This is a genomic window from Nostoc sp. KVJ20 (assembly GCF_001712795.1).
In the GTDB taxonomy this organism is placed as follows: domain Bacteria; phylum Cyanobacteriota; class Cyanobacteriia; order Cyanobacteriales; family Nostocaceae; genus Nostoc.
This window is the reverse complement of sequence record NZ_KV757746.1, coordinates 1-24128: the sequence shown is the minus strand read 5'-3', so window position 1 is coordinate 24128 and position 24128 is coordinate 1. Positions and strand designations below refer to the sequence as shown.

General features: G+C 41.7%; 25 protein-coding genes, 1 tRNA gene and 1 CRISPR repeat array. Of the genes, 16 read left to right on the top strand and 10 right to left on the bottom strand.

Annotated elements, in window-relative coordinates; genetic code table 11:
• Positions 1-273: 273 nt before the first annotated feature.
• Positions 274-618, top strand: a complete 345-nt coding sequence (locus tag A4S05_RS34105; protein ID WP_069074193.1) for a hypothetical protein — start codon at positions 274-276, stop codon at positions 616-618.
• A gap of 349 nt (positions 619-967) precedes the next feature.
• Here the strand turns inward: A4S05_RS34105 and A4S05_RS34100 are convergent, their stop codons facing one another.
• Positions 968-1450 (bottom strand): hypothetical protein, encoded by a 483-nt coding sequence (locus A4S05_RS34100; RefSeq protein WP_069074192.1) that lies wholly within the window; start codon positions 1448-1450, stop codon positions 968-970.
• A gap of 68 nt (positions 1451-1518) precedes the next feature.
• Here A4S05_RS34100 and A4S05_RS34095 point away from each other — a divergent pair, with 68 nt between their 5' ends.
• Positions 1519-2109, top strand: coding sequence for a hypothetical protein (locus A4S05_RS34095; RefSeq protein WP_069074191.1), 591 nt, complete (start codon positions 1519-1521; stop codon positions 2107-2109).
• Here the strand turns inward: A4S05_RS34095 and A4S05_RS40940 are convergent.
• Positions 2090-2329, bottom strand: coding sequence for a hypothetical protein (locus A4S05_RS40940; protein WP_141699888.1), 240 nt, complete (start codon positions 2327-2329; stop codon positions 2090-2092). The two genes, A4S05_RS34095 and A4S05_RS40940, sit on opposite strands and share 20 nt — an antisense overlap.
• Positions 2330-2503: 174 nt before the next feature.
• Positions 2504-2590 (bottom strand) — tRNA-Ser (locus A4S05_RS34090).
• A gap of 106 nt (positions 2591-2696) precedes the next feature.
• Between A4S05_RS34090 and A4S05_RS34085 the strand changes: the two genes are divergently transcribed.
• The 7 genes from A4S05_RS34085 to A4S05_RS34055 all read left to right on the top strand — a co-directional run bounded on the left by A4S05_RS34085 (position 2697) and on the right by A4S05_RS34055 (position 8051).
• Positions 2697-3065: a 2Fe-2S iron-sulfur cluster-binding protein gene (locus tag A4S05_RS34085; RefSeq protein WP_069074190.1), complete on the top strand. Its 369-nt coding sequence runs from the start codon at positions 2697-2699 to the stop codon at positions 3063-3065.
• Positions 3066-3139: 74 nt separating this feature from the next.
• A complete protein-coding gene (locus A4S05_RS34080; RefSeq protein ID WP_069074206.1) occupies positions 3140-3685 on the top strand; it encodes a thermonuclease family protein in 546 nt (181 codons plus the stop codon).
• Between the two features lie 124 nt (positions 3686-3809).
• Entirely contained in the window at positions 3810-4622 is an 813-nt protein-coding gene (locus A4S05_RS34075) for an inositol monophosphatase family protein (RefSeq protein ID WP_069074189.1), read from the top strand.
• Between the two features lie 74 nt (positions 4623-4696).
• Entirely contained in the window at positions 4697-5653 is a 957-nt protein-coding gene (locus A4S05_RS34070; RefSeq protein WP_069074188.1) for a J domain-containing protein, read from the top strand.
• Positions 5653-6867: an ATP phosphoribosyltransferase regulatory subunit gene (locus A4S05_RS34065; protein WP_069074187.1), complete on the top strand. Its 1215-nt coding sequence runs from the start codon at positions 5653-5655 to the stop codon at positions 6865-6867. Before A4S05_RS34070 ends, A4S05_RS34065 begins: the two co-directional genes overlap by 1 nt.
• Before the next feature lie 152 nt (positions 6868-7019).
• On the top strand, positions 7020-7244 hold the full coding sequence (locus A4S05_RS34060) for an indolepyruvate ferredoxin oxidoreductase subunit alpha (RefSeq protein WP_012407913.1): 225 nt from the start codon (positions 7020-7022) through the stop codon (positions 7242-7244).
• 78 nt (positions 7245-7322) lie between these two features.
• Positions 7323-8051, top strand: a complete 729-nt coding sequence (locus A4S05_RS34055; RefSeq protein WP_069074186.1) for an ABC transporter ATP-binding protein — start codon at positions 7323-7325, stop codon at positions 8049-8051.
• 971 nt (positions 8052-9022) lie between these two features.
• On the opposite strand, the gene A4S05_RS34050 is transcribed toward A4S05_RS34055, so the two are convergent.
• Entirely contained in the window at positions 9023-10327 is a 1305-nt protein-coding gene (locus A4S05_RS34050) for a hypothetical protein (protein ID WP_069074185.1), read from the bottom strand.
• A gap of 307 nt (positions 10328-10634) precedes the next feature.
• Between A4S05_RS34050 and A4S05_RS34045 the strand changes: the two genes are divergently transcribed.
• A complete protein-coding gene (locus tag A4S05_RS34045; protein ID WP_069074184.1) occupies positions 10635-11357 on the top strand; it encodes a carbonic anhydrase in 723 nt (240 codons plus the stop codon).
• Between the two features lie 430 nt (positions 11358-11787).
• Complete coding sequence (locus A4S05_RS34040) at positions 11788-13296, top strand: UbiD family decarboxylase (protein WP_069074183.1); 1509 nt, start codon at positions 11788-11790, stop codon at positions 13294-13296.
• A 202-nt stretch (positions 13297-13498) separates the two neighbouring features.
• Here the strand turns inward: A4S05_RS34040 and A4S05_RS34035 are convergent, their stop codons facing one another.
• Positions 13499-14380: a TauD/TfdA family dioxygenase gene (locus tag A4S05_RS34035; RefSeq protein ID WP_069074182.1), complete on the bottom strand. Its 882-nt coding sequence runs from the start codon at positions 14378-14380 to the stop codon at positions 13499-13501.
• Between the two features lie 267 nt (positions 14381-14647).
• Between A4S05_RS34035 and A4S05_RS34030 the strand changes: the two genes are divergently transcribed.
• A complete protein-coding gene (locus A4S05_RS34030; RefSeq protein WP_141699887.1) occupies positions 14648-15187 on the top strand; it encodes an SH3 domain-containing protein in 540 nt (179 codons plus the stop codon).
• A 67-nt stretch (positions 15188-15254) separates the two neighbouring features.
• On the opposite strand, the gene A4S05_RS34025 is transcribed toward A4S05_RS34030, so the two are convergent.
• Positions 15255-16775: an aminotransferase-like domain-containing protein gene (locus A4S05_RS34025; RefSeq protein WP_256091356.1), complete on the bottom strand. Its 1521-nt coding sequence runs from the start codon at positions 16773-16775 to the stop codon at positions 15255-15257.
• A gap of 216 nt (positions 16776-16991) precedes the next feature.
• Between A4S05_RS34025 and A4S05_RS34020 the strand changes: the two genes are divergently transcribed.
• Positions 16992-17207: a hypothetical protein gene (locus A4S05_RS34020; protein ID WP_069074181.1), complete on the top strand. Its 216-nt coding sequence runs from the start codon at positions 16992-16994 to the stop codon at positions 17205-17207.
• Between the two features lie 6 nt (positions 17208-17213).
• Here the strand turns inward: A4S05_RS34020 and A4S05_RS34015 are convergent, their stop codons facing one another.
• Both A4S05_RS34015 and A4S05_RS34010 read right to left on the bottom strand, forming a co-directional pair.
• On the bottom strand, positions 17214-17567 hold the full coding sequence (locus A4S05_RS34015) for a hypothetical protein (RefSeq protein ID WP_069074180.1): 354 nt from the start codon (positions 17565-17567) through the stop codon (positions 17214-17216).
• A gap of 80 nt (positions 17568-17647) precedes the next feature.
• The gene (locus A4S05_RS34010; RefSeq protein WP_069074179.1) at positions 17648-19135 is read right to left on the bottom strand and encodes a CIA30 family protein; all 1488 of its coding nucleotides are present in this window, start codon (positions 19133-19135) and stop codon (positions 17648-17650) included.
• 79 nt (positions 19136-19214) lie between these two features.
• On the opposite strand from A4S05_RS34010, the gene A4S05_RS42310 reads away from it, so the two are divergent.
• From A4S05_RS42310 to A4S05_RS34000, 3 genes are all read left to right on the top strand, one after another.
• On the top strand, positions 19215-19403 hold the full coding sequence (locus tag A4S05_RS42310; RefSeq protein WP_176727189.1) for a hypothetical protein: 189 nt from the start codon (positions 19215-19217) through the stop codon (positions 19401-19403).
• A gap of 199 nt (positions 19404-19602) precedes the next feature.
• Positions 19603-20199 carry a peroxiredoxin-like family protein gene (locus A4S05_RS34005; protein ID WP_084227366.1) on the top strand — a complete coding sequence of 199 codons (597 nt, stop codon included), beginning with the start codon at positions 19603-19605 and terminating at the stop codon, positions 20197-20199.
• A gap of 311 nt (positions 20200-20510) precedes the next feature.
• A complete protein-coding gene (locus A4S05_RS34000; RefSeq protein WP_069074178.1) occupies positions 20511-21311 on the top strand; it encodes an RMD1 family protein in 801 nt (266 codons plus the stop codon).
• Between the two features lie 42 nt (positions 21312-21353).
• Positions 21354-21677: a CRISPR direct-repeat array (repeat unit 37 nt; unit sequence GTTTACATCCCCGTTAGGGGAAGTGGTTATGTAAAGT).
• Positions 21678-22132: 455 nt separating this feature from the next.
• Here the strand turns inward: A4S05_RS34000 and tmk are convergent.
• Entirely contained in the window at positions 22133-22768 is a 636-nt protein-coding gene (gene tmk / locus A4S05_RS33995) for a dTMP kinase (RefSeq protein ID WP_069074177.1), read from the bottom strand.
• A 175-nt stretch (positions 22769-22943) separates the two neighbouring features.
• On the bottom strand, positions 22944-23984 hold the full coding sequence (locus tag A4S05_RS33990) for a lactate racemase domain-containing protein (RefSeq protein ID WP_256091355.1): 1041 nt from the start codon (positions 23982-23984) through the stop codon (positions 22944-22946).
• Positions 23985-24128: the final 144 nt, after the last annotated feature.

Below are 24128 nucleotides of genomic sequence, written 5' to 3'. Positions count from 1 at the left end.
CACTAAGTGGATATCGAAAATAGCAAAACTCTCTCATTAGTTCACAGCTATTGAGAGAATCCTATGCACTAAAAACCAGTGCTAACAATATTCATTCTGACAACAACAATAATACTAACAATGAAAAACAATATTGCACAGTTCTATAGACCTATTACCTTCATTTTTTCATTAGGTTCATTAGACTGTTGGATAAGAGAGATATGTGACGAATACAGCTTACTGTCTTTAACCTGGGATGGACAAAAGCTTGTATGTTGCAAAATAGCACCTATGTGGGCTAAAGACTATGCACAAACATTAATAAGTGAAGTGCTTAGACAAGTTCCTATGAGCTTACCAGATGATGAACCCTTGGATATAGAGTACGCTAATGACCCTCCCGCAAAAAGGTGTCACCGCTGGGTGGCGTCGGGGGTGTTACCTTGGATGCTTCCTAACGGTGTCACCTTTTCTATGGCATACCCAAGACCACATATTCAAGATAACAATGACCGTATTACACAGGTTGAGAAGGATGCCCAAGAAATGGCAGCTAAATATCCCCACATGGACGTTGAACAATGGAAAACACTCTTACTTGGTAGATGTGACAGCGAGAAAGACTCAACAGGCTAGTGGCTAACTTTCACTCACTCACTGCTTACACTCCCGATTGTGCCTTAATGGTCAATCGGTTTGTCGTAAGCCAGAAGAAAATGTTCTTCTAAAACCTTAAGGTATTAGAATATCTTTTTACTCTGCCAAGTACTCTCAATCGTCTACTCTGTATGATGTTTATGCGCTTCAGGTTTGTGGGTAAGACGGGATGAGCTAGCGCCTGAGTTTTTTTTTGCTAACAGAGGATGGATATCTGGTTAATGCTAGACGCGGGTATACCCTTGGGAAAAGGATGTCACCACGCGGTGTCACCGTGGGATGCCATCCATTAATGACACCGGAGGGTGTCACCTTGGAGTTGTACACCCTATTTGCTATCTTTATGAGTCACATTATTAAGGTATGGGTTTAATGCTTTTGCTCTTGTCAGCACCTCAGTGCAGCGAACATACTCCTCACCTACCTCAGAATACGCTTCAGTGAAGGCTTTTGCTTCTGCCACTTGTTCGCGTACTGCAATAAGTAAGTCAGCCCTTAAGTTTGCCAACGCCTTTTCTGTAGCAGCAATCTTTTGGCGTATACCCTCCACTTTCACATGGTGTGCAGCAAGTTTCTTTTTACACACTTCACTTGGTAGCTGTGGCTGAGATTTCATTACTGCAACGTCCTTGGCTATGCGTTCGCACTCTAGAAAGTAGTTGCGAATAGCCTTGCCCTGTTCAGTTTGAGAAAACATACCCAGTGATTTAAAACCATCAATACTAATGAATATTTTTTGCTTTGGCCTGCCTCCACTGCTTTTCCCTGAAGTTCGGGAAAAGTCTACACCCTCATTAAGTGCCTTGCTCATAGCTTCTAGGCAATGGTCTTTTCTGGAATATCCCAACCACTGCCAAGCATCATCTAAATCTATTGGGAATGGTTCAGTGGACTGGTAAAGGGAAAGTGCTACACGAACTAAAAATCATCGTCACCAACGAAACAAAGGAAATTACTGTCCGACTGAATATCACTGACACAGAGTGTCCTGAACTTGAAACAGCGTTAAGCGTGTTTTGGGCATACATCATCTGCAATGAAGGCAATACGCCGGAAGAGGGTACTGAAGCTTATGCAGCGGCTCTGCAAATCGGTGAAGCGGGATTGATGTCATTACCAGCCATGACAGTTGACATGCTGCCTAACGTGCCACTGAAGAACGTAATGGGCAAAATCACAGGTCACAAGCTAGAATGTTTCCCCTTTACTGGCGAATGTTGCCCTTATGAAAAATTAGAGATTACCCTGCCCAAAAAAGAAGAACGTTCTGGCAAAGGTGGTAGAAGTGGCGGTGGTTACTCTGTTGACCCCAAAGCAGTGCTAGAAGCTCGTGCTAAGTTCTTCACTGAACAAGTGGCACTACTTGACCCCGAAGTAAAAACACTCGCCCAAGCGCTGGAAGTGGCATCTACACCCAAGTCACCAATACTCGCAAAAGTGGAATTACTGCTTAAGGTAATGGGTCAATAGTACCCTTCCCGATAGGGTGACACCCAACGGTGTTACCCTCGATGACACCTTGGATGTCACCGCGTGGTGTCACTTTTTTTTGCAAGGGTATCCTTGCCGATTCACGATACTTGATAACGATATTCTTGTGTTGATGATAAGCTTGAGTTATGCCATTCTTGGCAGCGCTGGTATTTTGCTTATTAATAATTGAATATAAGTAAAACACTAATAATTGCACAAAAATGATGATATTTACTTATCACTTTTGGTAGTACAAGCAATAGTACTTAGTGTTATGGACTCAACCAATCCACTAAACCAACTAAACCAATCATTCAACCACTTTTTACCTGCATAAAAGGGTAAAATAGTAAAGGGTAAAGCCCAAAAGCCTTACCCTGATTACTTTTAACGGAGAGGGAGAGATTCGAACTCTCGAATAAGTTACCCCATTACAGACTTTCCAGGTCTGCGCCTTAAACCACTCGGCCACCTCTCCAGGTGTCACAAGTTACGATTATACTATAGAATCTCAGAAAATGCAAAGATAAAGAAAGAGATTTTAGATTGAATCTGAAAGTCCCAACTTCACAACGCAAATCCAAATGTCCCGTACATACACAATTAGAGTTCGCGATCGCGCCACTGGCAAAACATACACCTTACAAGTACCCGAAGACCGCTACATCCTGCACACTGGCGAAAAACAAGGGGTAGAACTACCGTTTTCTTGCCGCAACGGGGCTTGCACCGCTTGCGCTGTAAGAGTTTTGTCAGGAGAAATTTATCAACCAGAGGCGATCGGATTGTCGCCAGATTTACGTCGGCAAGGTTATGCCTTGTTGTGTGTGAGTTATCCCCGTTCTGACTTGGAAGTGGAGACACAAGACGAAGATGAAGTCTACGAACTCCAGTTTGGACGCTATTTTGCTAGGGGGAAAATTAAAGCGGGTTTACCCTTAGATGAGGAATGAAGAAGAATTCAGGAGTCAGAATTCAGAATTCAGAATTCTGTCTCGATAAACAATTCAAAATCACCAAATTTCTGATGCCTGTACATTTTGGTGACTGGGTACGAAAAATAACTATTTTGGTTTGCTTATTGCTCTTGGTGAGTTGCCAAGGCAAAAGCCAGCTGCCAAACAATGAGGCTAACGTCAAAGTCGCGCGGGTAGTTAGTGGGCAGAGTTTAGAAGTTTTAGGCATGGCTGAACAACCAAATTGGATTTCCCAAGTGCGGTTAGTGGGTGTTGATGCACCAGATTTGCGACAGCGCCCTTGGGGCGAAGCAGCAAAAGAGCAGTTAGAGAATCTAATCGGCGGTGCAGAACAGTCGGTAACACTGGAGTTTGATTTAGAAGCAAAAGACAAAATCGGGCGAACTCTAGCTTATGTGTGGAAAAATAAGGTGTTATTGAATGAAGAATTAATCAAACAAGGGAATGCAATGTTTGTGGGGCGATCGCCTAACCACAAATATGACCTGCGTTTAGAACGTGCCCAACAATGGGCTAGACTCATGGGGCAAGGAATCTGGAAACCAGAAAAACCCATGCGCCTCACTCCCACTGAGTTTCGCCGCCAAAATCTTTGAATATTGAATATTGGGGACTGGGGACTGGGATTGGGGATTGGGGAGAATTTACTCCCCCCTCTCCCTTGTCTTCCCTCTCTTCCTTGTCTCTTCTCCATGCCCAATGACAAATGACAAATGACAAATGACTAATCTACAAATTTTTCTAGATATTGCGACAGAAGCGGCCTTGGCTGCTGGTGCTATTTTGCAAGGCTACTTGGGTAAGTTAGAAGACGCAATTATTGAAAAAGGACGCCCTGGTGATTTAGTCACTGCTGCTGATAAAGCCTCTGAAAAGTTGATTTTAGAAATTTTGCGTCGTCACTTTCCCCAGCATTCTATCCTCGCTGAAGAATCAGGGAAATTCGGTAATCAAGAGAATGAATACCTCTGGGCAATAGATCCTTTAGATGGCACAACTAACTATGCTCATCAATACCCATTTTTTGCTGTTTCCATCGGGCTATTAATTAATGGCGTTCCACAAGTTGGTGTAATTTTTGACCCATTTCACAATGAATTATTCCGTGCGGCTGCTGGCTTAGGAGCAACGCGTAACCGTCGTCCCATAAAAGTTTCAGAAACATCTGAACTGAGTAAAAGCCTATTAGTAACAGGTTTTGCTTATGATCGGCGCGAAACCTCTGATAACAACTACGCAGAATTTAGTCACCTCACCCATCTTACCCAAGGAGTCAGACGTAGCGGTTCTGCCTCGCTAGATTTGGCTTATGTCGCCTGTGGGCGTGTCGATGGTTACTGGGAACGGGGGCTTTCTCCTTGGGATATTGCCGCTGGGATAATTTTGGTACAAGAAGCCGGGGGCAAAGTCACCGCCTACGATGGTACTCCCGTCAAAATTGAGTCAGGTAGAGTTCTGGCTACAAATGGTTATATTCACGGCTCCCTCAGTAGCGAACTTTTACAAGTCCCGCCACTGTCAGCATGGGTGTAGCAGATGGGGGCTTTCCTCCCGACTTTGGGTAAACTAAGAGGAATCTAACGCTCCTTTGGTGCAAAAAAATCTATATGTCTTTCAAAATAGATCGTGGACTATTTAAATATGATTTCATAGATCATCACGCAGTATTGTGCGTTCCAGTTGATGCGGATGTCAAAGAGATTCGCAAACGCTATCTTCAAATCGCCCGCCGCTTACACCCGGATAGTAGTTTTACTGAAACGGCTGCTCAAAAACAGCTAGGTAACGAATTTTTATCAAAGCTGGTTAACCCTGCTTACGAAAAACTTTGTGGCGATCGCACTCGCACGGAATATATTTTAATTTTGTCGCAAATTGGCAAGCGCCTGGTACAAGAATCTACTTCGGTAACTCTCAACACCGACTTGGCTAGACAGTTAACCGAGGCGGCTAATCTCGATCATTTCTATAAAAGTGCGATCGCAAAAATAGCCCAAACTCAATATGATTCTTTAGAGCAAGTGCTGCAAGTTATTGCCCAAGTTAGTGAGTTGAACTTAGTATATTTAATGCGGAGTGCGGCTAAATCATCCGCAGCGCCGCCGCCACCTGCTCAACCCAAAGTCCAATCAGGTACGCCTCAGCAAAATACACCAAAAAACACACCACCAGCACCAGCGCCACCAAAAGAAGACTCGGTTGTAGAACAGTATGTTCGTCGCGCTCAATCTTTGATTGATAAAAACCAATTTGCCTCAGCCAAAGTAGAGTTGCAAGAAGCCCTAAAGCTAGAACCGAAAAATAGCCGCTGCCATAGCTTAATTGCAATGGTGTATTTGAAGCAAAATCAGCTAAAAATGGCAAAAATCCATTTTGACAATGCTCTAAAATTAGACCCCAATGACGAAACGGCATTGCAATGGAAACCAAAAATAGATAAAGCTCTAGGACAACAACCGAGTGATCATAAGGTGACTTCATCCCCCAATAATGGAGATAAGCAACCAGATAAATCTGGTAGCGGTGGTTTGTTCGGTGGTTTGTTTGGTGGGAAGAAAAAATAATGGTGTATCAACCAGCAGCGGGAGCCAGGGATTTATTGCCCTTGGATGTGGAGAAAAAACGCTGGATTGAAGATCGGTTACAGCAGGTGTTTCACCGTTGGGGATATCACAGGATTATCACCTCAACTTTAGAGCGCATGGATACCCTGATGGCGGGGGAAGCAATCCAGCGTCAAATGGTCATTCAACTACAACAAAATGGCGAAGATGATGAATTAGGGTTACGTCCAGAATTAACAGCATCTATTGCTCGTACTGTTGTGACTCGGATGGCAGGTGTCACTTATCCGCAACGGTTGTACTATAACGCCAATGTGTTTCGCCGCACTTGGGAAAGTAGACACAATCGCCAACAGGAGTTTTATCAAGCTGGGGTGGAGTTGTTAGGTACTGGCGGATTGCTGGCGAATGCCGAAGTTCTGCTGTTAGTAGCAGATTGTTTGGCAGCATTGGGTTTGCAGGGATGGCATTTAATTTTAGGTGAGGCGGGAATTACCCGATCGCTCCTGAGTGCCTTTCCTGGTAATTTACAAGATCAAGTTCGCAGTGCGATCGCTCATCTCGACCGCATTACTATAGATAATCTACCCCTGAGTGACAAACTCCGCGATCGCGCCCGAATCATCATGGATTTGCGCGGGCCAAGTGCAGAAGTGTTACAAAAAGTCAGTAGTTTGGATCTAGATGAAGAACAGCGAGAGGCAGTAAATAACCTCAAATCCCTAGTAGAATTACTAGAATCAGAGAAAAATTTTCCCTTAATCCTCGACCTCAGCCTCATCCAGACCATAGACTACTACACTGGTATTGTCTTTGAAGTTGTCAATGATACCGAATCTCAAGCCAGAGTTTTAGGGCGGGGTGGTCGATATGACCAGCTTTTAGGGCTATATCATCCCCAGGGAGAAAACATACCTGGTATTGGTTTTGGACTCAGTATCGAAGATTTATACCAAGTTTTGTTATCTACTCAGCAATTACCACAGTCAACCCCAGCGAGTGACTGGTTGGTAGCACCAGAGACAGCCAGTGCTAACGCCTTTGCCTTTGCCTACGCGCAAAAACTCAGAGATTCTACTGATTTGGTGCGGGTAGAAATTGATTTGGGGGGAAGAGATGCAGAGGCTATTCGCCAATACGCACGCGATCGCAGCATAGCCCAAATTGCTTGGATCAAAGCTGACGGTTCACCAAAAATTGAATCATTGCGTTAGTGGGCATGGGGCAAAATAGTTCCGAGTTCTGAGTTCTGAGTAAAAAAGTGAGATTCCTCACTCAGCACTCAGCACTCATGACTCAGCACTCAGCCTCAGCATTCCCCTGCTAGGCTAGAAATAGCCGATACAGAAAAGAGGGAATCGAGAACATGCCGCACACGATTGTTACAGAAGTCTGTGAAGGCGTCGCTGACTGCGTAGATGCCTGTCCAGTAGCTTGTATTCATGATGGCCCAGGCAAAAATGCCAAGGGAACTGATTGGTACTGGATTGACTTTGCCACTTGCATCGACTGTGGTATATGTCTCCAAGTTTGCCCTGTGGAAGGGGCAATTCTGGCAGAAGAACGACCGGAGTTGCAAAAAACTCCGTAATAGTCCATAGTCAACAGTCAATAGTCAATAGTTATGTTTGACTTGACTGTTGACCTAATGACAAATGACAAATGACAAATGACAAATGACTATTTACTAGACGTTCAAAATGTCCACGCTGGATACATCAAAGATGTGGATATCCTGCAAGGCGTAAATTTCCAGGTTGCAGCAGGAGAATTGGTGACAGTGATTGGCCCCAACGGTGCGGGTAAATCTACTTTGGCAAAAGCAATTTTTGGACTTTTGATCCCCCACACAGGCACAATTACCTTCAAAGGTGAAAATATCGTGGGGCTAAAGTCCAATCAAATTGTCCAACGAGGAATGTGCTACGTACCGCAAATCGCCAATGTCTTTCCCTCTCTCAGTGTTGAAGAGAACTTGGAGATGGGTGCTTTTGTGCTTAACGTTCCTCTGAAACCAATTAAAGATAAAATATTTACTATGTTTCCCAGACTAAGCGATCGCCGTCGTCAACGCGCTGGTACTCTCTCTGGAGGAGAACGCCAGATGCTAGCGATGGGCAAAGCTTTAATGTTGGAGCCTAGCTTACTGATTTTGGATGAACCATCTGCTGCTTTGTCCCCCATCTTGGTGACACAAGTGTTTGAGCAGATTAAACAAATTAATCAGGCGGGTACTGCGATCGTATTAGTAGAACAAAATGCCCGTAAAGCTTTAGAGATGGCTAATCGTGGATATGTATTAGAGTCGGGACGTGATGCGATCTCCGGCCCTGGTGAAGAATTGTTGAATGACCCGAAAGTGGGTGAGCTATATCTAGGAGCGGGTAAGAGACATTAATCTTTTTTAATCACTCTTGCCCCATTCAACATAACACCAGCTTCATAAGGGAGCTTCATCAGGCGATAGCGATGCCTCTGGTGGGCTGCGCCGACGCTATCTATAACTAAATACAAATCCTGCCACTGCCGCGACCGTCGTTTTCGATGCTCAAAGAATTCTCCCCAATAATCCTTGCGTTTCTAATCACATCTACAGCGAGTAGAAAGGTAAAACAGGACAATCATTCAGGAAAAATTGACCAAAATGTAAATTACCCGGATTTGTCAGAACCCCCATTAGCAATTCGTAATTCTTGATTACGTCATGGATGAGTATTTAGACCCAAACCATAAGGTTGCAACCTATACAACCTATTGAAGAAGAATTCAGAAGTCAGAATTCAGGAACAGAGCCGGAGACGCTCCGCCTCTGGTCAGAATCAAGACGCTCGAATACTCGCTAACGCTGCGCTATCCACGAGTCGCACAGAATACCCAACTGAATTCTGGCTCCTGACTCCTGAATTCTGTTTCGATAAAAGTCTCTTGCTCTAACTGGTTTCTTAATTACGAATCACGTTAGCGCAGCGTCTTGTAGAGAGGAACGAGCATCCGTAGGAGCGTCATTACGAATTACGAATTACGAATTACGAATTACGAATTAGTAATTACGTCGAGTGCTTTTGGCAATTTGGCATCCAAAATTTTTCTGTTGCAGTTTTAATTGATATATCAACAGGGTTACAGGGAAATTGAGAAAATTCTACAAGGGATAAATTCCCGTCTCAAAACCCCACCCAATGGCCAGTTGTTGACGCCCACGCTCTCCGAACCACCCTAAAGTGGATGCAGCGCAAGCGTCATCGCTTCACCACAACTGGCTAGAAATCAAACAGAAAACACATAGTACAAATGAACTTACACAGATTTAAGTCAGGTGATGACAGGCATCACTTAGCCAAGAAGATCATATCAAAGCGATCGCACCATTTATTTAACCTGTAGCTGCCTGAGTTTATTATTTGCCGACAGTAGTAACTCTTGAGCTTTCAGATAGGCTGTTGTGCCATTTTGCACCTTTTCTAATTGATTAATAATACTCTGCAATTGGCTCAACACCCGATTACGCTCCACATCATTAGCATCAGTAGGAATTGAAGCCAACAACCTTTCGATTTTTCGTTGTGCCGCCTCCAAAGCTTCCACAGCATCAGCCTCAGATTGCCGCCTGACCTTAACTTCACCTAAATTCGCCTCATAAATTGCTAATAACTTCTGTGCCTCGGTATAACCCGCCACGTCTTTTGAAGAAATTTCTTTAAGCCGCTCAATTGCCTCCATCCACAACTTTTCTATCTGTCGCCATTCAGTTACGCTGTGCGGCGGATTTTGACCAGTTTTGGCAGCTTGCCAAGAAAATTGCCGCGCTGCGGTGATTAATGCACTGATGCGATCGTTTCCCGCTGCCAATCCAACAACTTCCTGAAACTCACGCTTATAATTATCTAGTTGATTTTGTACAGTTTTTCCTGCCAAAGTTTCACCAGGAATCTGCTCGAATTGATTCAGCGCCGTTTGCCAAGCAGCTGTTGCAGTCTGTTTATCAAGTACTGTTGTAGCCCGTTCATATTGCTGTTTTGCATTTAAGAAGGTCTGCATATTATCAGTAAGCAAGAACTGAGCATTCTTTTCTTGAAAAACCTGAGCTTTTAGCTGCCCAACTTTACTCCGAAATGTATTAAAACCGTAGATGCTGAACCGCGAGTCATACCACCAATATCTGTATTGTGACCAATCATTGACAAAGTAAGTTGGTAACTGGTCTAGATGTTGTTGTGTTTTTTGTAGCTTTTGTTCTCCCAAAGCCAAATCAGCGGGACTAGTAGCTTTTTCAATCAATTGTTCAGCTTGCTCAACTGATACCAACGCCTGCCGATAGTGATTATCCATGCTGATGTAGCTGGGTAGCAACAAAAAAGGTGCATGGAGCATCACTGGACGGCGAATCACCGGGTAAGGCTGATTCGCCACCCAAATTACACCACTGGGAATGCCTATAAGTATTGCTATCCAAATAAGTCTACTACCTATACCCCGCTTGGCTTTGCTATGCGTTTGCTGAGGAGATGTTTTGAGAACCCGCCCCTTTAACTCCATTTCATGCTCTAATTCAGCAAGGTTTTTGGGGGTTGATGGTGTTGCAGATTGTTGGCTGGGGACAAACGGATCTATCCCAGAAAGATTTGGAGAATTTTTACGCAAAAAATTCCAGTTTATTTTGTTTAAAAAAGGCATAATAATACTCAATACTGTGTTAAGTATTCCCAAAAAAGCACAGGAATACATACAATAAACAGGCATAAATCAGTTCAAGTTTGTAGTAATGACTTTATTTAGTCCTGATAAAACTTTCTATTAGCTATGAATTGCTCACTACAAACTAGAATTTTGTTATATGTTTAATTATGCCTACCTACTTAAGTTCTAAGTTACGATTAATGTGAAGATTAAATGACTCTTAAATCGTGTAAAAAGGTACTCTTGTATCTTGCTTGAATCTGATATCTTCCTGAGAACAGCTTTGTTGTTATCAGCTAGATTAATGAGTCGAATTAATGGATTTGTAGGGCGACGTGATTTCTTAAAATTTGCAAGTGTAGTAGGTATTGCGGCTACTGCTTTTGGTGATAGCTTTTGGAATTCAGAGCAAACTGCTGTTGCTGATATTCACCCAGTTAACCCTAATCCAATCAGTCCGAATGAAGCCATCAGACGTTTACTGGATGGTAATCAAAGATTTATCCAGCAAAAACGTCAATATCCGGCTCAATCACTAGAACGTCTACGATTAGTTGCTAAAGCTCAGTATCCGTTTGCCGCTATATTAGGCTGTGCAGATTCTAGAGTACCTGCGGAAATCGTTTTTGATCAAGGACTTGGAGATTTATTTGTCGTGCGAGTTGCTGGTAATGTCGTCAGTGACACGGTTATAGGTAGTCTGGAATACTCTACAACCGTATTAGGTTCGCAGTTAATTGTAGTTTTGGGTCATAAAAGATGTGGTGCAGTAGCAGAAGCAATCAAGAACGAACCACTTCCTGGCAGAATTGGTTTAATTATTGAGAGCATTAAACCATCTGTAGAAAGGGTAAAGTTCAGAACTGGTGATAATATGCAAGATGCGGTTATAGCTAACATTCAGTATCAGACTGAAAAATTGCAGGAAAGCTCAACTATTTTAGCTAAATTGCTCCGTGAAGATAAACTAAAAATTGTTGGCGCTTGTTACGACATTGACACTGGTAAAGTCAACATTATTAGTTGAACAAAACCAACAAAAATTCAGAAAAACCTAAAAGCAATGCACAGCCTAAGCTTGTAACAAATAAACCTAGCAGGAACCACATAACAAGGCCACCTGCCAGGAAGGTATAGTATATTCTGGCCATGTTTGATTAGGTTAGCGCTTATTTATAAAAAATAATTGCGTATCCCTAGATACAATAACTAAATACTTTGGGAAACACAGTTAAGAAAAGTTACTAAATAGGTTAATTTCCAATTAAAACCATTGAAGAAGAATTCAGAAGTCAGAATTCAGGAGCGGAGCCGGAGACGTTTCCGTTAGCTCCGGTCAGAATCAAGAGGCTCTTTACGAGAGGCTGTGCTAACGACAAAGCTCAGTACAAGTGCCTCATGCCCCATAATATAAGAAAGCGCTTCACACTTCTTAAACAATCAATTTTATTAGAACAATGGCGAGAGACTTACGGGGATTCATTAAAATTTTGGAAGAAAGAGGACAATTACGGCGAATTTCAGCTTTAGTTGACCCAGATTTAGAAATTGCTGAGATTTCCAACCGGATGCTGCAAAAAGGTGGCCCAGGGTTGTTGTTTGAAAACGTCAAAGGCGCTTCTTTCCCGGTGGCGGTGAATTTGATGGGAACTGTGGAAAGGATTTGCTGGGCAATGAATATGCAGCATCCAGAAGAATTGGAAACTCTGGGGAAAAAACTCAGTATGCTGCAACAGCCAAAACCGCCGAAGAAGATTTCCCAGGCGATAGATTTTGGAAAAGTATTGTTTGACGTGGTGAAGGCAAAACCAGGACGGGATTTTTTCCCTGCTTGTCAGCAAGTTGTACTTCAAGGTAATGATTTAGATTTAAACAAGTTGCCTTTGATACGTCCTTATATTGGTGATGCTGGTAAGATTATCACGCTGGGATTGGTAATTACCAAAGATTGTGAGACGGGGACACCAAATGTAGGTGTGTATCGCTTGCAACTGCAATCCAAGAATACGATGACGGTTCACTGGTTATCGGTGCGGGGTGGGGCCAGGCATTTGCGAAAAGCGGCCGAACGTGGGAAGAAATTAGAAGTTGCGATCGCACTTGGTGTTGATCCTCTAATTATTATGGCAGCTGCCACACCCATCCCTGTAGATTTATCAGAATGGCTGTTCGCTGGACTGTACGGCGGTTCTGGTGTGCAGTTGGCGAAATGTAAAACCGTCGATTTGGAAGTTCCCGCAGATTCCGAATTTGTCTTGGAAGGGACGATTACACCAGGAGAAGTTTTACCCGATGGGCCTTTTGGCGACCACATGGGTTATTACGGCGGCGTGGAAGATTCGCCATTGGTACGCTTTGAGTGTATGACGCACCGGAAAAATCCGATTTACTTAACAACATTTAGCGGTCGTCCACCTAAAGAAGAAGCGATGATGGCGATCGCACTAAATCGCATTTATACGCCCATACTGCGGCAACAAGTATCAGAAATTGTCGATTTCTTCCTACCAATGGAAGCTTTGAGTTACAAAGCGGCGATTATTTCCATTGATAAAGCATATCCGGGACAAGCGCGACGAGCTGCTTTAGCATTTTGGAGTGCTTTACCACAATTTACATACACAAAATTTGTAATTGTTGTGGATAAAGACATAAATATTCGTGATCCGCGTCAAGTTGTGTGGGCGATTAGTTCTAAAGTTGACCCAGTGCGGGATGTCTTTATTCTGCCGAATACACCTTTTGATACCTTGGATTTTGCCAGTGAAAAGATTGGCTTAGGTGGACGTATGGGAATTGATGCAACTACAAAAATTCCGCCGGAAACAGACCATGAATGGGGTTCACCTTTGGAATCTGACCCAGAGGTGGCGGCGATGGTAGAGAGACGATGGGCAGAGTATGGTTTAGCAGAGTTGCAGTTAGGAGAAGTAGACCCGAATTTGTTTGGCTATGATATGAAGTAACCTGTTATAGATCAATACAGTTCAGATAAGTCCAAAACCCTGATGTAGAGACGCGATTCATCGCGTCTTGAAAGACCAATTATCTACACTAATAACCCTTAACTGAAACGTATTGTGTTTAAATCATACAGTAATAGCACAGCAATGCTGTACCCTTACGACAGAGATCATTTAAATAAATGGAACCTGCTGTAACAACATATCAGAATGAAAAGGCTGGAGAACATAGCCGGATATAAATATCTCTTTGCTCATCGGCAAAACTTCTTCTCCCATGAAGTATTCTTGTATTATCAATCATTAAAATATCCCCTTTTTGCCACGAAATTTCCGTGGTTATTTTTTCAGCAATTTCATTCAGTTCAGACACAACCTCATCAGAAATCTCTGAATCATCCTCAAAGTTAAGGATTTTTGGACTTAATTGCTTTGTGGGCAATAGACTATTAATAAACACTTGATACTTTCCACATCTACTAGGGATAATGGCTGGACAAATGTATTCAAGCATAATCGATTGATCATCATTTACTGTCAGATGCGTTTTATTCTTCTGACAGATTTCTTCTAGCTTATTCAAATCATCTGTTTGGTATTTTTTCTGCCAGTCTTGTTGAGACATCCGAACAGTAAACTTTAGCTTCTTTTTCCTGAACAACTCTTTGGTTGAACTACTAATTTCATTAAAAAATTGTCTGCCATCACATACCGTAGTTTCACCATCTTCTAATGGTGGATTAGCACAGAAAAACCACAGCATAAGTGGGATATTCTGCTGATAATACATTTCTCCATGCAATTTAATCTCAGACTTAAAATCATTGACGCTTAAAAGAGTCTCATCTCCATTAATTACCCTTCTACTGAATGCACCACCATAATAATTTATAAAATCAGTACTCAAGAGATTGGTAAATTCTTTAAAAATGTCAGTATTAACATCAAATCCTCTAAAAAGTAAGATTCCATTAGATTTAAACAAGCTAATAATTTCTTCTTTGTCTAATTCTAAAATACTGACATGATCGAGATTAATAATCTCTTGAACTATGCTATCTGATATGGGCTGAATCTTGGTATTCATATAACTTAATAAATCTTTGTCGAAACCTAAACATACTGTTGGTGTTAACTACATTATATACTGGCATCTTAATACTCAATCATGTCGTCGTGTTTCATCCATCAGCGATTACAGGACTAAATTTTCTAAAATTAAAAGTGTTATTAGAGTACTAAAATATCTTTTAGAGAACTACCTTACAAAGTTAACCCTAATTTTTTTAGGTAGATTCTGAGACATAAATAAGACTCCAGCCTTGGATACTGATGCCAGAAAATTAAAGAAAAGATGACAAAAAAAGTGAAAAATCCAGCATTAAAGTTAGTAACAAGCTTGGTATTCAGTTGTATTAGCGTGATGTTCAATACAGGTATAGCTCATCAAATAGCTTTAGCGAAATCAACTAATGTACAAAAGTGCGATATTCTTGCCTATGTCATTGACACAGATCCACAAGGTTTAAATGTGCGGAGTGGTGCAAGTAGAAATAAGACAATTCTAGGGCAAATCCCGATCAACGAAACAGTTCAGGTTATTGGTGCTGCTGGAGATTGGGTACAGATCACTAATGCTAGCGATGGTTTTCAAGGAACTGGATGGGTATTCGTGCCAAAGTTAGGCTTAACAACGCAGGGTTACGGTACTAATGGTGTGGATTTATATAGTAGTATCAGTCAAGAAAGCCGAAAATTGAGAATAATTCCTGCTAATACGGCTGTCAAATTACTCGGTTGTCAAGGAGATTGGGCACAGGTGGAATATCAAGGTGTTAAGGGGTGGTTAACAAGGGAAGATCAATGTGGTGCAGCCCTTACTAGTTGTTCTTAGAACCCCTCCCCGCAAGCCTATCCATGCTTGCAACTTGGACAGATGCGGCATCTTTTCTATTTTCTACCTAACGCTGCGCGATCGCTAATGTTCCGCTAACTGAGCGCTGGCTTTCGTTACTCAGACAACTCTCGGTGTCTCTTCTGGAAATATACTTTTTCAGCAACTTACCCACAATCGAAATACCTTGCTCAATCTCCTCTTGCGGAAGGCAGAAAGTCAGACGCATCGCCGGATAACCCTGCTTATCGGGGAAAAATGCCGAACCGCACGCCAGATAGACATTTTGTGCGAAGGCTTCTTTGCGAATTGTCCCAATCGGAAGATCATCTGGTAACTGTACCCAGAGAAATAATCCTCCCGTGGGAACTGTCCAGCGAATCTCTTCAGGAAAATAACGTTCCAAAGCTTGCAGCATTGTATTACGACTTTGCAGATTATCTGTGCGAAGTCGGCTGAGATGACGGCGGTAATGTCCGGAAGCAAGATATTCGCTAACTATTGTTTGCGAAATACTGGATGTGTGCAAGTCATGAAGCAACTTCTGCTCAATAATTGCTTGATAATGCTTACCTGTAACTACCATATAACCTACTCGTAAACCAGGCATTAAAGTTTTAGAAAAGGTGCTTAAGTAAGTCACCAAATTATTTTTATCTAAAGCTTTAATTGGCGCCGGCACAGCATCGAAATTTATTCCTTCATAAGCATTATCTTCCAAAATTGGGCACTCATACTTTTCGGCTAATGCTAATAATTGTTGACGATGACTTTGTGTTGTCGTCAATCCGGTTGGATTATGAAAGGTACTAATGGTATAAATTAATTTCGGGCGGTGGCTGTGTAGATATTGCTCTAATAAATCTAAATTCATTCCCTCGGCAGTCATGGGAATACCAATAATCTTGGCTCCTAAGTTTTCTAAGATAGAAATTGCACCATAATAAGTGGGAGCTTCCACAATCACCCAATCACCAGGTTGTACATAATAATTCATCGCTAATGACAACCCTTGCTGAGAGCCATTAGTAATAATTAAATCCTCTGGAAAAACCTCTAATCCTTGATGTACTAGCATCTGGGCAATTTGTCTGCACAGAGTTAGTTGTCCTTGAGGCATCTCATGAGGAAAGAAAATATCAGTATCTTCTTGTCTTAGCGCTCGTCTGGCAATGAGGTTGATATCTTTTGGTGGACGAGGATAACCGTAGCCAAAATTAATTATTCCTGGCTCAGTTTGTGCTTGCACCAGTGGAGTATACATTTCATAAAAAGAACACTTTCCTGGTTTTGTAATTATCACATTTTGGGCTGGGGCAAATGTAGATTCTAGGTTGGTACTGTTCAGAGAAACACTGCTGACAAAATATCCCGAACCCTGACGAGCAGAAACAATCCCATCTGCTTCTAAAACGTTATAGGCTTCAATAATAGTGAGTTTGTTAACTTGTAAACTATCTGCCAGAGAGCGGATAGAAGGCAGGCGATCGCCATTTTTGAGTGCGCCAGATTTAATCAGACGACTGATGCGATCGCGAATTTGTAAATAAATCGGTTTGTGTGATTGCCGTTCTAACAAAATCTTCATTTTGGCACACTCGTCAATGACTGAATAATCATCAATACTGGCAATATAAGCTATTTGTACCAACTTTACCTAGTACAGTTGAGAGTTTTTTTACTATACCAGTTGAAACGAAGCTGAACTGTACTAGATCAAATCTGCCACAACTGTACCTTCTCAGTTTAAAACTCTTACGTGAAAGTAAAAGTAATAGTTCACTATTTATCAGGTGCTTTCACTATGAATAAATTTAATTTTTTGTTAAGTTTACGAAAATATTGGCAACATTTTGTCATCTGGATGAGTAGCGGTTCTGACCTCCAAGTGTGGCACGAATCAGACCGTCGTGGTCACACTTCTTGTTGGCACGCCTACGATCCAATTACAGGACGATCTGCGTGTTTTGGTTCTGAAGAAGAAATGCGAATTTGGATTGACAAATGTTACTACAGATAGAACTTATCATCTATCAACTGGCTCTAATTTAGCAACTCGCTCCTCTAATTTGTTGACTTGTTGCTTTAATTCAATCACCAAAGTTGCAAGCCGATCAAACATCCGATCTTGCTGTGATAAATTTCCTCTAGAACCAGTTGGCTGTCGTGGGGTAAGTGTTGTCCTTGGGGATGGATACTGGCCGGTTCTACCTAGTTGAGACTCTATCTGATTTAACCGCGACTCGACGCGATTAAAGTCGGCTTCCAGATTATTGATGCGGGATTCTACTTGCTGCGATGAGGCAGTTTTAGGAAAAAAACTGCCCCAGATAATTGTTACTAAAATCCCGGCGATTACTAGCACCTTGATTTTTTTCATATCAATAGCTGACTTCTGACAACAGCTTAACTAAGCAGAGTTTGCTGGTATGCTTTACAGACTAAAAATCTGTGGATATTTCATTTTTTATCTGGTTGTAAGTTAGAAAATAAACTCTGCCAATCGATAGAGTTGACAGTATTTTCTCCCTGTTTAACCTCAAAGGTGACGTTACACGCTTTTTCTAGTTTTAGAGCTTGTACGCAAAGTTTTGCCACATCTTCACGGCTGATTTTCCCCTTAATATTATCGCCTTGCTCGAATATTAATTCCTTACCTCCTGCGTCTTCAGTTAAAGCACAAGGTCTAATAATCGTATAAGGAATTCCGCTTTCTCTTAAACTATCTTCTCCCTTCAATTTCCAAGTTAAAATTCCTCCCAATTGGTCATTTAATTTCACCGCTGGGGGTTCTTCATCTAAATTAATGCCAGGGCGTCCGGGACGGGTTACACCTGCTGAACTGACGAGGATAAATTGTGGTAAAGTTGTCCCGCCATAAGCTTTAATTGATTCCAACTGAAAAGCAAAACCACCAGCAGTAAATTTGGGATTTAAAGCGCCATCATATTCAAATTTGCTCAACATCAGTTGGAATGAACAAATTCTACTTTGCTCAATTGGCGGCGCATCTTTGACAACTTTTGCCCGAAATACGGGAATCAAATCTGCAAAAGGAATATGAATATCGATCCAGGTATTAGCTACCGTGTCAAAGGAATAGCTGTAGCCAATACCATCCCATTTTGTATCTGTTCGCAGAAAGATTTTATAACGCTGACCGTCACCTTTGACGCGCAATTTCACACCTATGTAACCAGATAAGTTGAAGGGTGGATCAAAATTTTTAGTTCTGACAGAAGCAAATCCGCCAGAGTTAGCGGTGGAGACATTACCAGCAAATATAGCTGTATTTTCTACTAGTTGAATATTACTGGCACTCACGCCACCCATAACAACATCATCTAACGCTCCCCAGTTATCTTTTAATTCTGCTGATGGCTTGGTGAAATCAAATATTAGTTTTTCGTTTGCTTGGGGTAAATATTTGGCCGCAGCTTGCACTAAGTTTTTGACACCTTGATATTCTACATTTTCTGGGGTGTCACCAACGATTTCTGGTTGGTAAAATTTAACACCTTGATAATATTTGGCTCTATCTGCTGTGTCTCCCTCAACTGGTTGTACGCGCACTGCTGTACAACAAACTACAGCTTGGATATTAGCCATAACTAAAGGAGTTAAAGTTTCTGGTTGAGTAATATCCGCAACTACTAAATCTATATCGTTACCAAGAATTGACCGCGCTTTGTCAATATCTCGTACTAGTGCGCGAACTTTATAACCTTGCTCTAGCGATCGCAGCACTACTCGTTTACCTACACCACCTGTTGCACCTGCTACTAATATTACACCCACGTTTCTTCCTCCATTGGGTCTATATTGATTATCCTTCGGACGACCTTGGATTAACTGCTGTACCCAGTTAAGGAAAGGAATTACCTCAAAGTAAGTCAGGGTTTCGATAAACCTGCCTAAGTCCCATTGAGAACGATTTTTGTCAGTCATATTTGCGTCCTCATAACTTTCTTAAGTCTAGCCCAATCAGCCGATGAAGAAGTAGTTCAAGTATTATCTATATTTACACTTGATTAAGTACGGCATTGGTATTATTTTATCAGATGGCTTAACGTGTATAAAAACAACCAAAATAGTAGATGATAATCATCCCTTGGCACTTATAGCAATTATCCCGGAAATGCAAATTCAAGGGTCTACTTTTATCGAACAGAATAAAGGCGTCAGTCGTCAGAATTCAGCAATGTTTTCTGTATGACTCGCGGATAGCGAAGCGTTAGCGAGTCTTGTCTACGACACGCTACGCGAACGAGCGTCTTTATTCTGACTCCTGAATTCTGACTTCTGAATTCTTCTTCAATAAAAAATGTATTTTATTACTTTTCAGTAAATTCACTGCAACAGTATTTCTCTAGAAAGGTACATAAAAGTATAAGTTAGCTTTCAGGAAAATTACGATGAATTTTACCGAGTCTATTAAAAATGAGCTAATTTCTTCTGGTATGATTGACCAAACTTTAAAGGTAGGTGATATTATTCCTAATTTCATTCTACCTAATGCTTTCGGTCAATCAGTAGAAATAGAAAAACTACTGACTAGTGGGGCTGTAGTTATTTCCTTTTTTCGAGGTTCTTGGTGTCCTTTCTGTAACTTGGAACTAGCAGGACTCCAGCAAGCATTACCTGCAATTCAAACATTAGGAGCATCACTAATTGCTATTTCACCTCAAACTGCTCGCCATACTATCTCAACTGTAGAAAAACATGAACTAACTTATGAAGTATTGAGCGATCGCAGCAATATGATTGCTCGTCAATTTGGGATTGTGTTTCAAATTCCAGAGTCTCTAAGACATATATTACACGAGAAAGGTCATGTGTTACCTAGATACAATGGAGATGAGTCTTTTGAATTACCTATCCCAGCTACATTTGTAGTTTCTCAAGATGGAAAAATTGTTTATGCTTTTGTTGATCCAGATTATACTAAACGGTTAGACCCAATTGAAATTGTAAGTATTCTACGAAATATTTCTATAGTTAGCAAAAGCTAGTACCGCAAGGCGGAATTAAAAATTAAAAATTAAAAATGAATACAGCATAAGTGTTTCACTGTGACTTTAGACACTTTTAGATCCCCCCTAACCCACGCCAGTCGCTCCACTTGGGGAAACCGCAGACGCTCACAGACTCGCTAACGCTGCGCTATCGCCCTTGGCGTTTCCCTTTGGGAGAAGACCCACATATCAAGCAATTTTGCGTAAGTCATTCATTACTAACATAGCGATCGCTCGGATGACGTAATATGTAATTTAGTATCGCTACCAAAGCAGTAAAGCAGGCAAAATATAGCTTCCGGGCAACAATGCAAAAACTCCTTTTTCATGATAAAGAAAGATTTAAAGCACAGGCCCTATTCCTTGGTAAAGGTATTAACTTACAGACGCTAGATAATTACGTTTCCTTGGCGAGTATGCCACTAATGGTTAGAGCAGGTGAAGCTGGCTACGCAGTATTGCTGGCTTATGGTGTGGTTGTCCTGTTTAACCTTGAGCCTGTAGAAAAAGTAGCTTTTTTGACCAAACTATCCTCTCAAATTAGTGGTTCTTTTGCCAACCCAGAAACAGAAGAGGTGGAAGTTCAACTCAGTATTACGGACAGTGAACGAGCTAAGGAAGGAAAAATTTTACTGCATGAATTGTGTATAGAACGCTTGCAGATAGTGGCTGATATTCTCGCCAAGAGTGTTGTGCTGTCTCACTATGAAACCAGCCTAGCGACTGTATTTGATCAAATTGAACCGTTTGCAGCTAGTCTCCAGCGGGAAAACAGAAGTAGACACCAGAGCCGGGAATTACTGCGTCAATTAGGGACTACCTTATTAGTTCAACATAAAATTGTGGGTCAAGTAGAGATTATCGATAAGCCGGAGTTACTCTGGGAATCCCCACAGCTAGAAAATTTATATCTGCGCTTGGAGGATGAATACGAAATCCGTGAGCGTCACCATGCCCTGGAACGTAAACTAGATTTAATTTCTCAAACCGCCCAAACAGTGCTGGAGTTCATGCAGCATAGCAGTAGTCAGCGTGTAGAGTGGTATGTGGTGATTCTGATTGTGGTAGAAATTCTGCTGTCACTGTACGACATCATTTTCAAAGGCTAAATTTAGGGTTGTGATACCAATTGGCAATTCGCAATTAAAAAACTTAGATACAGCATTAGGGGAAGTGGTTATGTAAAGTCAGTTCTCGGAGACATCGGTGACTCTGCAAAAGGTTTACATCCCCGTTAGGGGAAGTGGTTATGTAAAGTAAAATCTATCAAAAGCAAAAAAATGGAAACTCTTTCGTTTACATCCCCGTTAGGGGAAGTGGTTATGTAAAGTTTACCATTGGTTTTTGCTGTCATTCTTGTAGGGTTTACATCCCCGTTAGGGGAAGTGGTTATGTAAAGTCACTTTCTGCCAATGCGCAGAAAGTTGGAGAGGAAATTGTTTACATCCCCGTTAGGGGAAGTGGTTATGTAAAGAGTTACCTTTTAGAAACCTTACTGGGAGCGGGTTTCAGATACCCCAATCGACACACCTCTTGAAAAGTACAAAAAATTTTCAAAAAAGTATCAATTTTGAAGTCTGAAAAGCTTACTGCGTAAGGCATCGACACACCTCAACGGAATTATGCGGTTTTCAAGGTTCGGGCGAGGTGTGTAGATGAGGATAAACACATTAAAAAAAAGGGTATAGCACGTTACCTATGATTGTCAAGTATTAGGTTCATAAGAAGAATTCAGAACTCAGGATTCAGTATTCAGTATGAATTCTGTACGAGTGGGTGACGAATATTGGTTAAAACCGTACAACTCTTAGAGACGCGTCCCGCTACGCGCTTTCGTCCCTATTAGTTCGCCAAGTGAACTTGGCGGGGTAAAGGGTTTAAATCCCTTACCCTTTTCCCTTTCCCCTTTCCCCAGATTGTTAATTTTGCCCTACCTCGCCAAGTGCAGGTGTACGCGCAAAATTCCTTGAATTACCTGTTGGACAGCTTCTTTACTCAAACTGCCATCTACTCGTACAATTCGTGAGGGATGGGATGCTGCTAAATGTGCGTATCCTTGCTGAACGCGGCGATGAAAAGCGATTGTCTCTTGTTCAATGCGGTCTAATCCTAGTTGGTCTGAGAGTTTGCGGGACAGTCCAACTTCGACATCGACATCTAGCCAAATAGTTAGGTCACTTTCTAAACCAGCAGTAGCAATATAGTTAAGCTGATTGATTAAACTCATATTCAGACCGCGACCATATCCTTGGTAGGCAATGGTAGAGTCAGTGTAGCGATCGCATAAAATATATTTCCCGGCTGCGAGATTTGGTTTAAGCTCTTGTTCAACGTGTTGCGATCGGTCAGCAGCATACAATAAAAGTTCTGTCACTTCTGCAACTGGTTTATCCTCTGACTTTTCTAGTAGCAAGCGGCGAAGATGTAAACCTAACTCTGTTCCCCCTGGTTCACGAGTTACCACCACAGAAACACCTAGACTTTCCAACCACTCAGAACAAAGCTGCATTTGGCTGGTTTTGCCACAGCCTTCCACCCCTTCAAATACAATTAATTTGCCACCCATGCTTTTTTGTTCGCTGCAATAAACTGATTCGCTGACGTTTGATCAAGAATAGCGCGAAGTGGAAAATCTTTGATTGCGATCGCGTAGGCGTAGCCCATCGTAGATATCGCAATTTATGATTCAATACTTGTAGAGACGGCGATTTATCGCGTCTCGAAAACTAGGATTTAGTTACCTAAAATTTGCTAGAACTTAAACGGTATAGTATCTCCCCAGCTTTGGGCACAAGCAAGATACCTTCATCCTCTCGGTTAGCCCATTCTGCTAGTCTAATAGTATCAGGATCACGATAGCTCAAGTTATGAGCAGCACAGCGTTCAGCAGAAATACCAGTAGCTAAAGTGACACGAATCCGTGCTTGTTCCCCTTCTATAAAATCAAAAGTACCCATCCCTTTTAAATGAGTACTATGAGCCAGCACTCCAGCAGGATATTCTTGGAATTTATGCCACTGTTTGAGAAAGTAATCCCGCACATGATAGCCAACTTGGGAGAGAATTTCGCCGTGTGTATAGCTAAACTCGGTAATGTGAGGAGCATATATAATTACTTCACCTCCATCAGCAACTACAGGCTCTAGTTTGTACATTCCTTTAGCTGCTGTCCAAATGTCATCATACATTTGGGGCATGACTGAAAGCACTTGTTTAAAAGGCTGCTCTACATATTTAATATGCAGTTTAGCTGATAATTGTGCAGCAGCTTCCCAGGCTGACTCTGGTTGATCTATATAGAGTCCAGCTAGCTGATTTGTTTTCGGTGCGACCACCATCGCCAAACAAAGCTTTGGGGTATAAATCAGGCTAGCGGCTCGGTTAATCAAACGCCGAACGGGTGTTATTCCGAGTGTACCAATAATTTCGTAACAAGTGATTAAAGCACCTAACCAGTGTGAGAGATTAATTACTTCCTGACCACTAATACCGGGAAAAAAATATTTATTTCCACCAGAGAAACCGACAACTTCGTGGGGAAAAACTGGGCCGCAAATCACGATCAAATCATATTCGGTGACAAGCTTATTAACACGCACATCAACTTCTTGATGTAGCATTCCACCGCTAATTTCTACTATCTCATCTGCCGAAATTATTCCACAAGAAATAAAAGTATCTGGCTCATTCCAAAGATGGTTAAAAATGCGAACTTTCTTAAAAGTTGTCTCTCGTTCCTCCGGTTTCACTCCCACCAAGTGATTGATTTGTTCTTCACTCATAGGATTATAGCATTTCTCAGTCTGGTGAAGTACAGTAACAAGAATGGGTAAACCAATTATAAATATCAGTTAACGAGACTTGAGTAAAAGCAGTTTCAATTGCTTTTGCTAAGTCTGGATAACTTCTAGCTCCAATAGAACGTA

Excerpts from the sequence above, each read along its gene's own strand:
- A4S05_RS34105 (WP_069074193.1), top strand. The coding sequence starts at position 274 with ATGTGGGCTAAAGACTATGCACAAACATTAATAAGTGAAGTGCTTAGA.
- A4S05_RS34100 (WP_069074192.1), bottom strand. The coding sequence starts at position 1,450 with ATGAGCAAGGCACTTAATGAGGGTGTAGACTTTTCCCGAACTTCAGGG.
- A4S05_RS34095 (WP_069074191.1), top strand. The coding sequence starts at position 1,519 with ATGGTTCAGTGGACTGGTAAAGGGAAAGTGCTACACGAACTAAAAATC.
- A4S05_RS34085 (WP_069074190.1), top strand. The coding sequence starts at position 2,697 with ATGTCCCGTACATACACAATTAGAGTTCGCGATCGCGCCACTGGCAAA.
- A4S05_RS34080 (WP_069074206.1), top strand. The coding sequence starts at position 3,140 with ATGCCTGTACATTTTGGTGACTGGGTACGAAAAATAACTATTTTGGTT.
- A4S05_RS34075 (WP_069074189.1), top strand. The coding sequence starts at position 3,810 with ATGACTAATCTACAAATTTTTCTAGATATTGCGACAGAAGCGGCCTTG.
- A4S05_RS34070 (WP_069074188.1), top strand. The coding sequence starts at position 4,697 with ATGTCTTTCAAAATAGATCGTGGACTATTTAAATATGATTTCATAGAT.
- A4S05_RS34065 (WP_069074187.1), top strand. The coding sequence starts at position 5,653 with ATGGTGTATCAACCAGCAGCGGGAGCCAGGGATTTATTGCCCTTGGAT.
- A4S05_RS34060 (WP_012407913.1), top strand. The coding sequence starts at position 7,020 with ATGCCGCACACGATTGTTACAGAAGTCTGTGAAGGCGTCGCTGACTGC.
- A4S05_RS34055 (WP_069074186.1), top strand. The coding sequence starts at position 7,323 with ATGACAAATGACTATTTACTAGACGTTCAAAATGTCCACGCTGGATAC.
- A4S05_RS34050 (WP_069074185.1), bottom strand. The coding sequence starts at position 10,327 with ATGCCTTTTTTAAACAAAATAAACTGGAATTTTTTGCGTAAAAATTCT.
- A4S05_RS34045 (WP_069074184.1), top strand. The coding sequence starts at position 10,635 with ATGAGTCGAATTAATGGATTTGTAGGGCGACGTGATTTCTTAAAATTT.
- A4S05_RS34040 (WP_069074183.1), top strand. The coding sequence starts at position 11,788 with ATGGCGAGAGACTTACGGGGATTCATTAAAATTTTGGAAGAAAGAGGA.
- A4S05_RS34035 (WP_069074182.1), bottom strand. The coding sequence starts at position 14,380 with ATGAATACCAAGATTCAGCCCATATCAGATAGCATAGTTCAAGAGATT.
- A4S05_RS34030 (WP_141699887.1), top strand. The coding sequence starts at position 14,648 with ATGACAAAAAAAGTGAAAAATCCAGCATTAAAGTTAGTAACAAGCTTG.
- A4S05_RS34025 (WP_256091356.1), bottom strand. The coding sequence starts at position 16,775 with ATGAAGATTTTGTTAGAACGGCAATCACACAAACCGATTTATTTACAA.
- A4S05_RS34020 (WP_069074181.1), top strand. The coding sequence starts at position 16,992 with ATGAATAAATTTAATTTTTTGTTAAGTTTACGAAAATATTGGCAACAT.
- A4S05_RS34015 (WP_069074180.1), bottom strand. The coding sequence starts at position 17,567 with ATGAAAAAAATCAAGGTGCTAGTAATCGCCGGGATTTTAGTAACAATT.
- A4S05_RS34010 (WP_069074179.1), bottom strand. The coding sequence starts at position 19,135 with ATGACTGACAAAAATCGTTCTCAATGGGACTTAGGCAGGTTTATCGAA.
- A4S05_RS34005 (WP_084227366.1), top strand. The coding sequence starts at position 19,603 with ATGAATTTTACCGAGTCTATTAAAAATGAGCTAATTTCTTCTGGTATG.
- A4S05_RS34000 (WP_069074178.1), top strand. The coding sequence starts at position 20,511 with ATGCAAAAACTCCTTTTTCATGATAAAGAAAGATTTAAAGCACAGGCC.
- tmk (WP_069074177.1), bottom strand. The coding sequence starts at position 22,768 with ATGGGTGGCAAATTAATTGTATTTGAAGGGGTGGAAGGCTGTGGCAAA.
- A4S05_RS33990 (WP_256091355.1), bottom strand. The coding sequence starts at position 23,984 with ATGAGTGAAGAACAAATCAATCACTTGGTGGGAGTGAAACCGGAGGAA.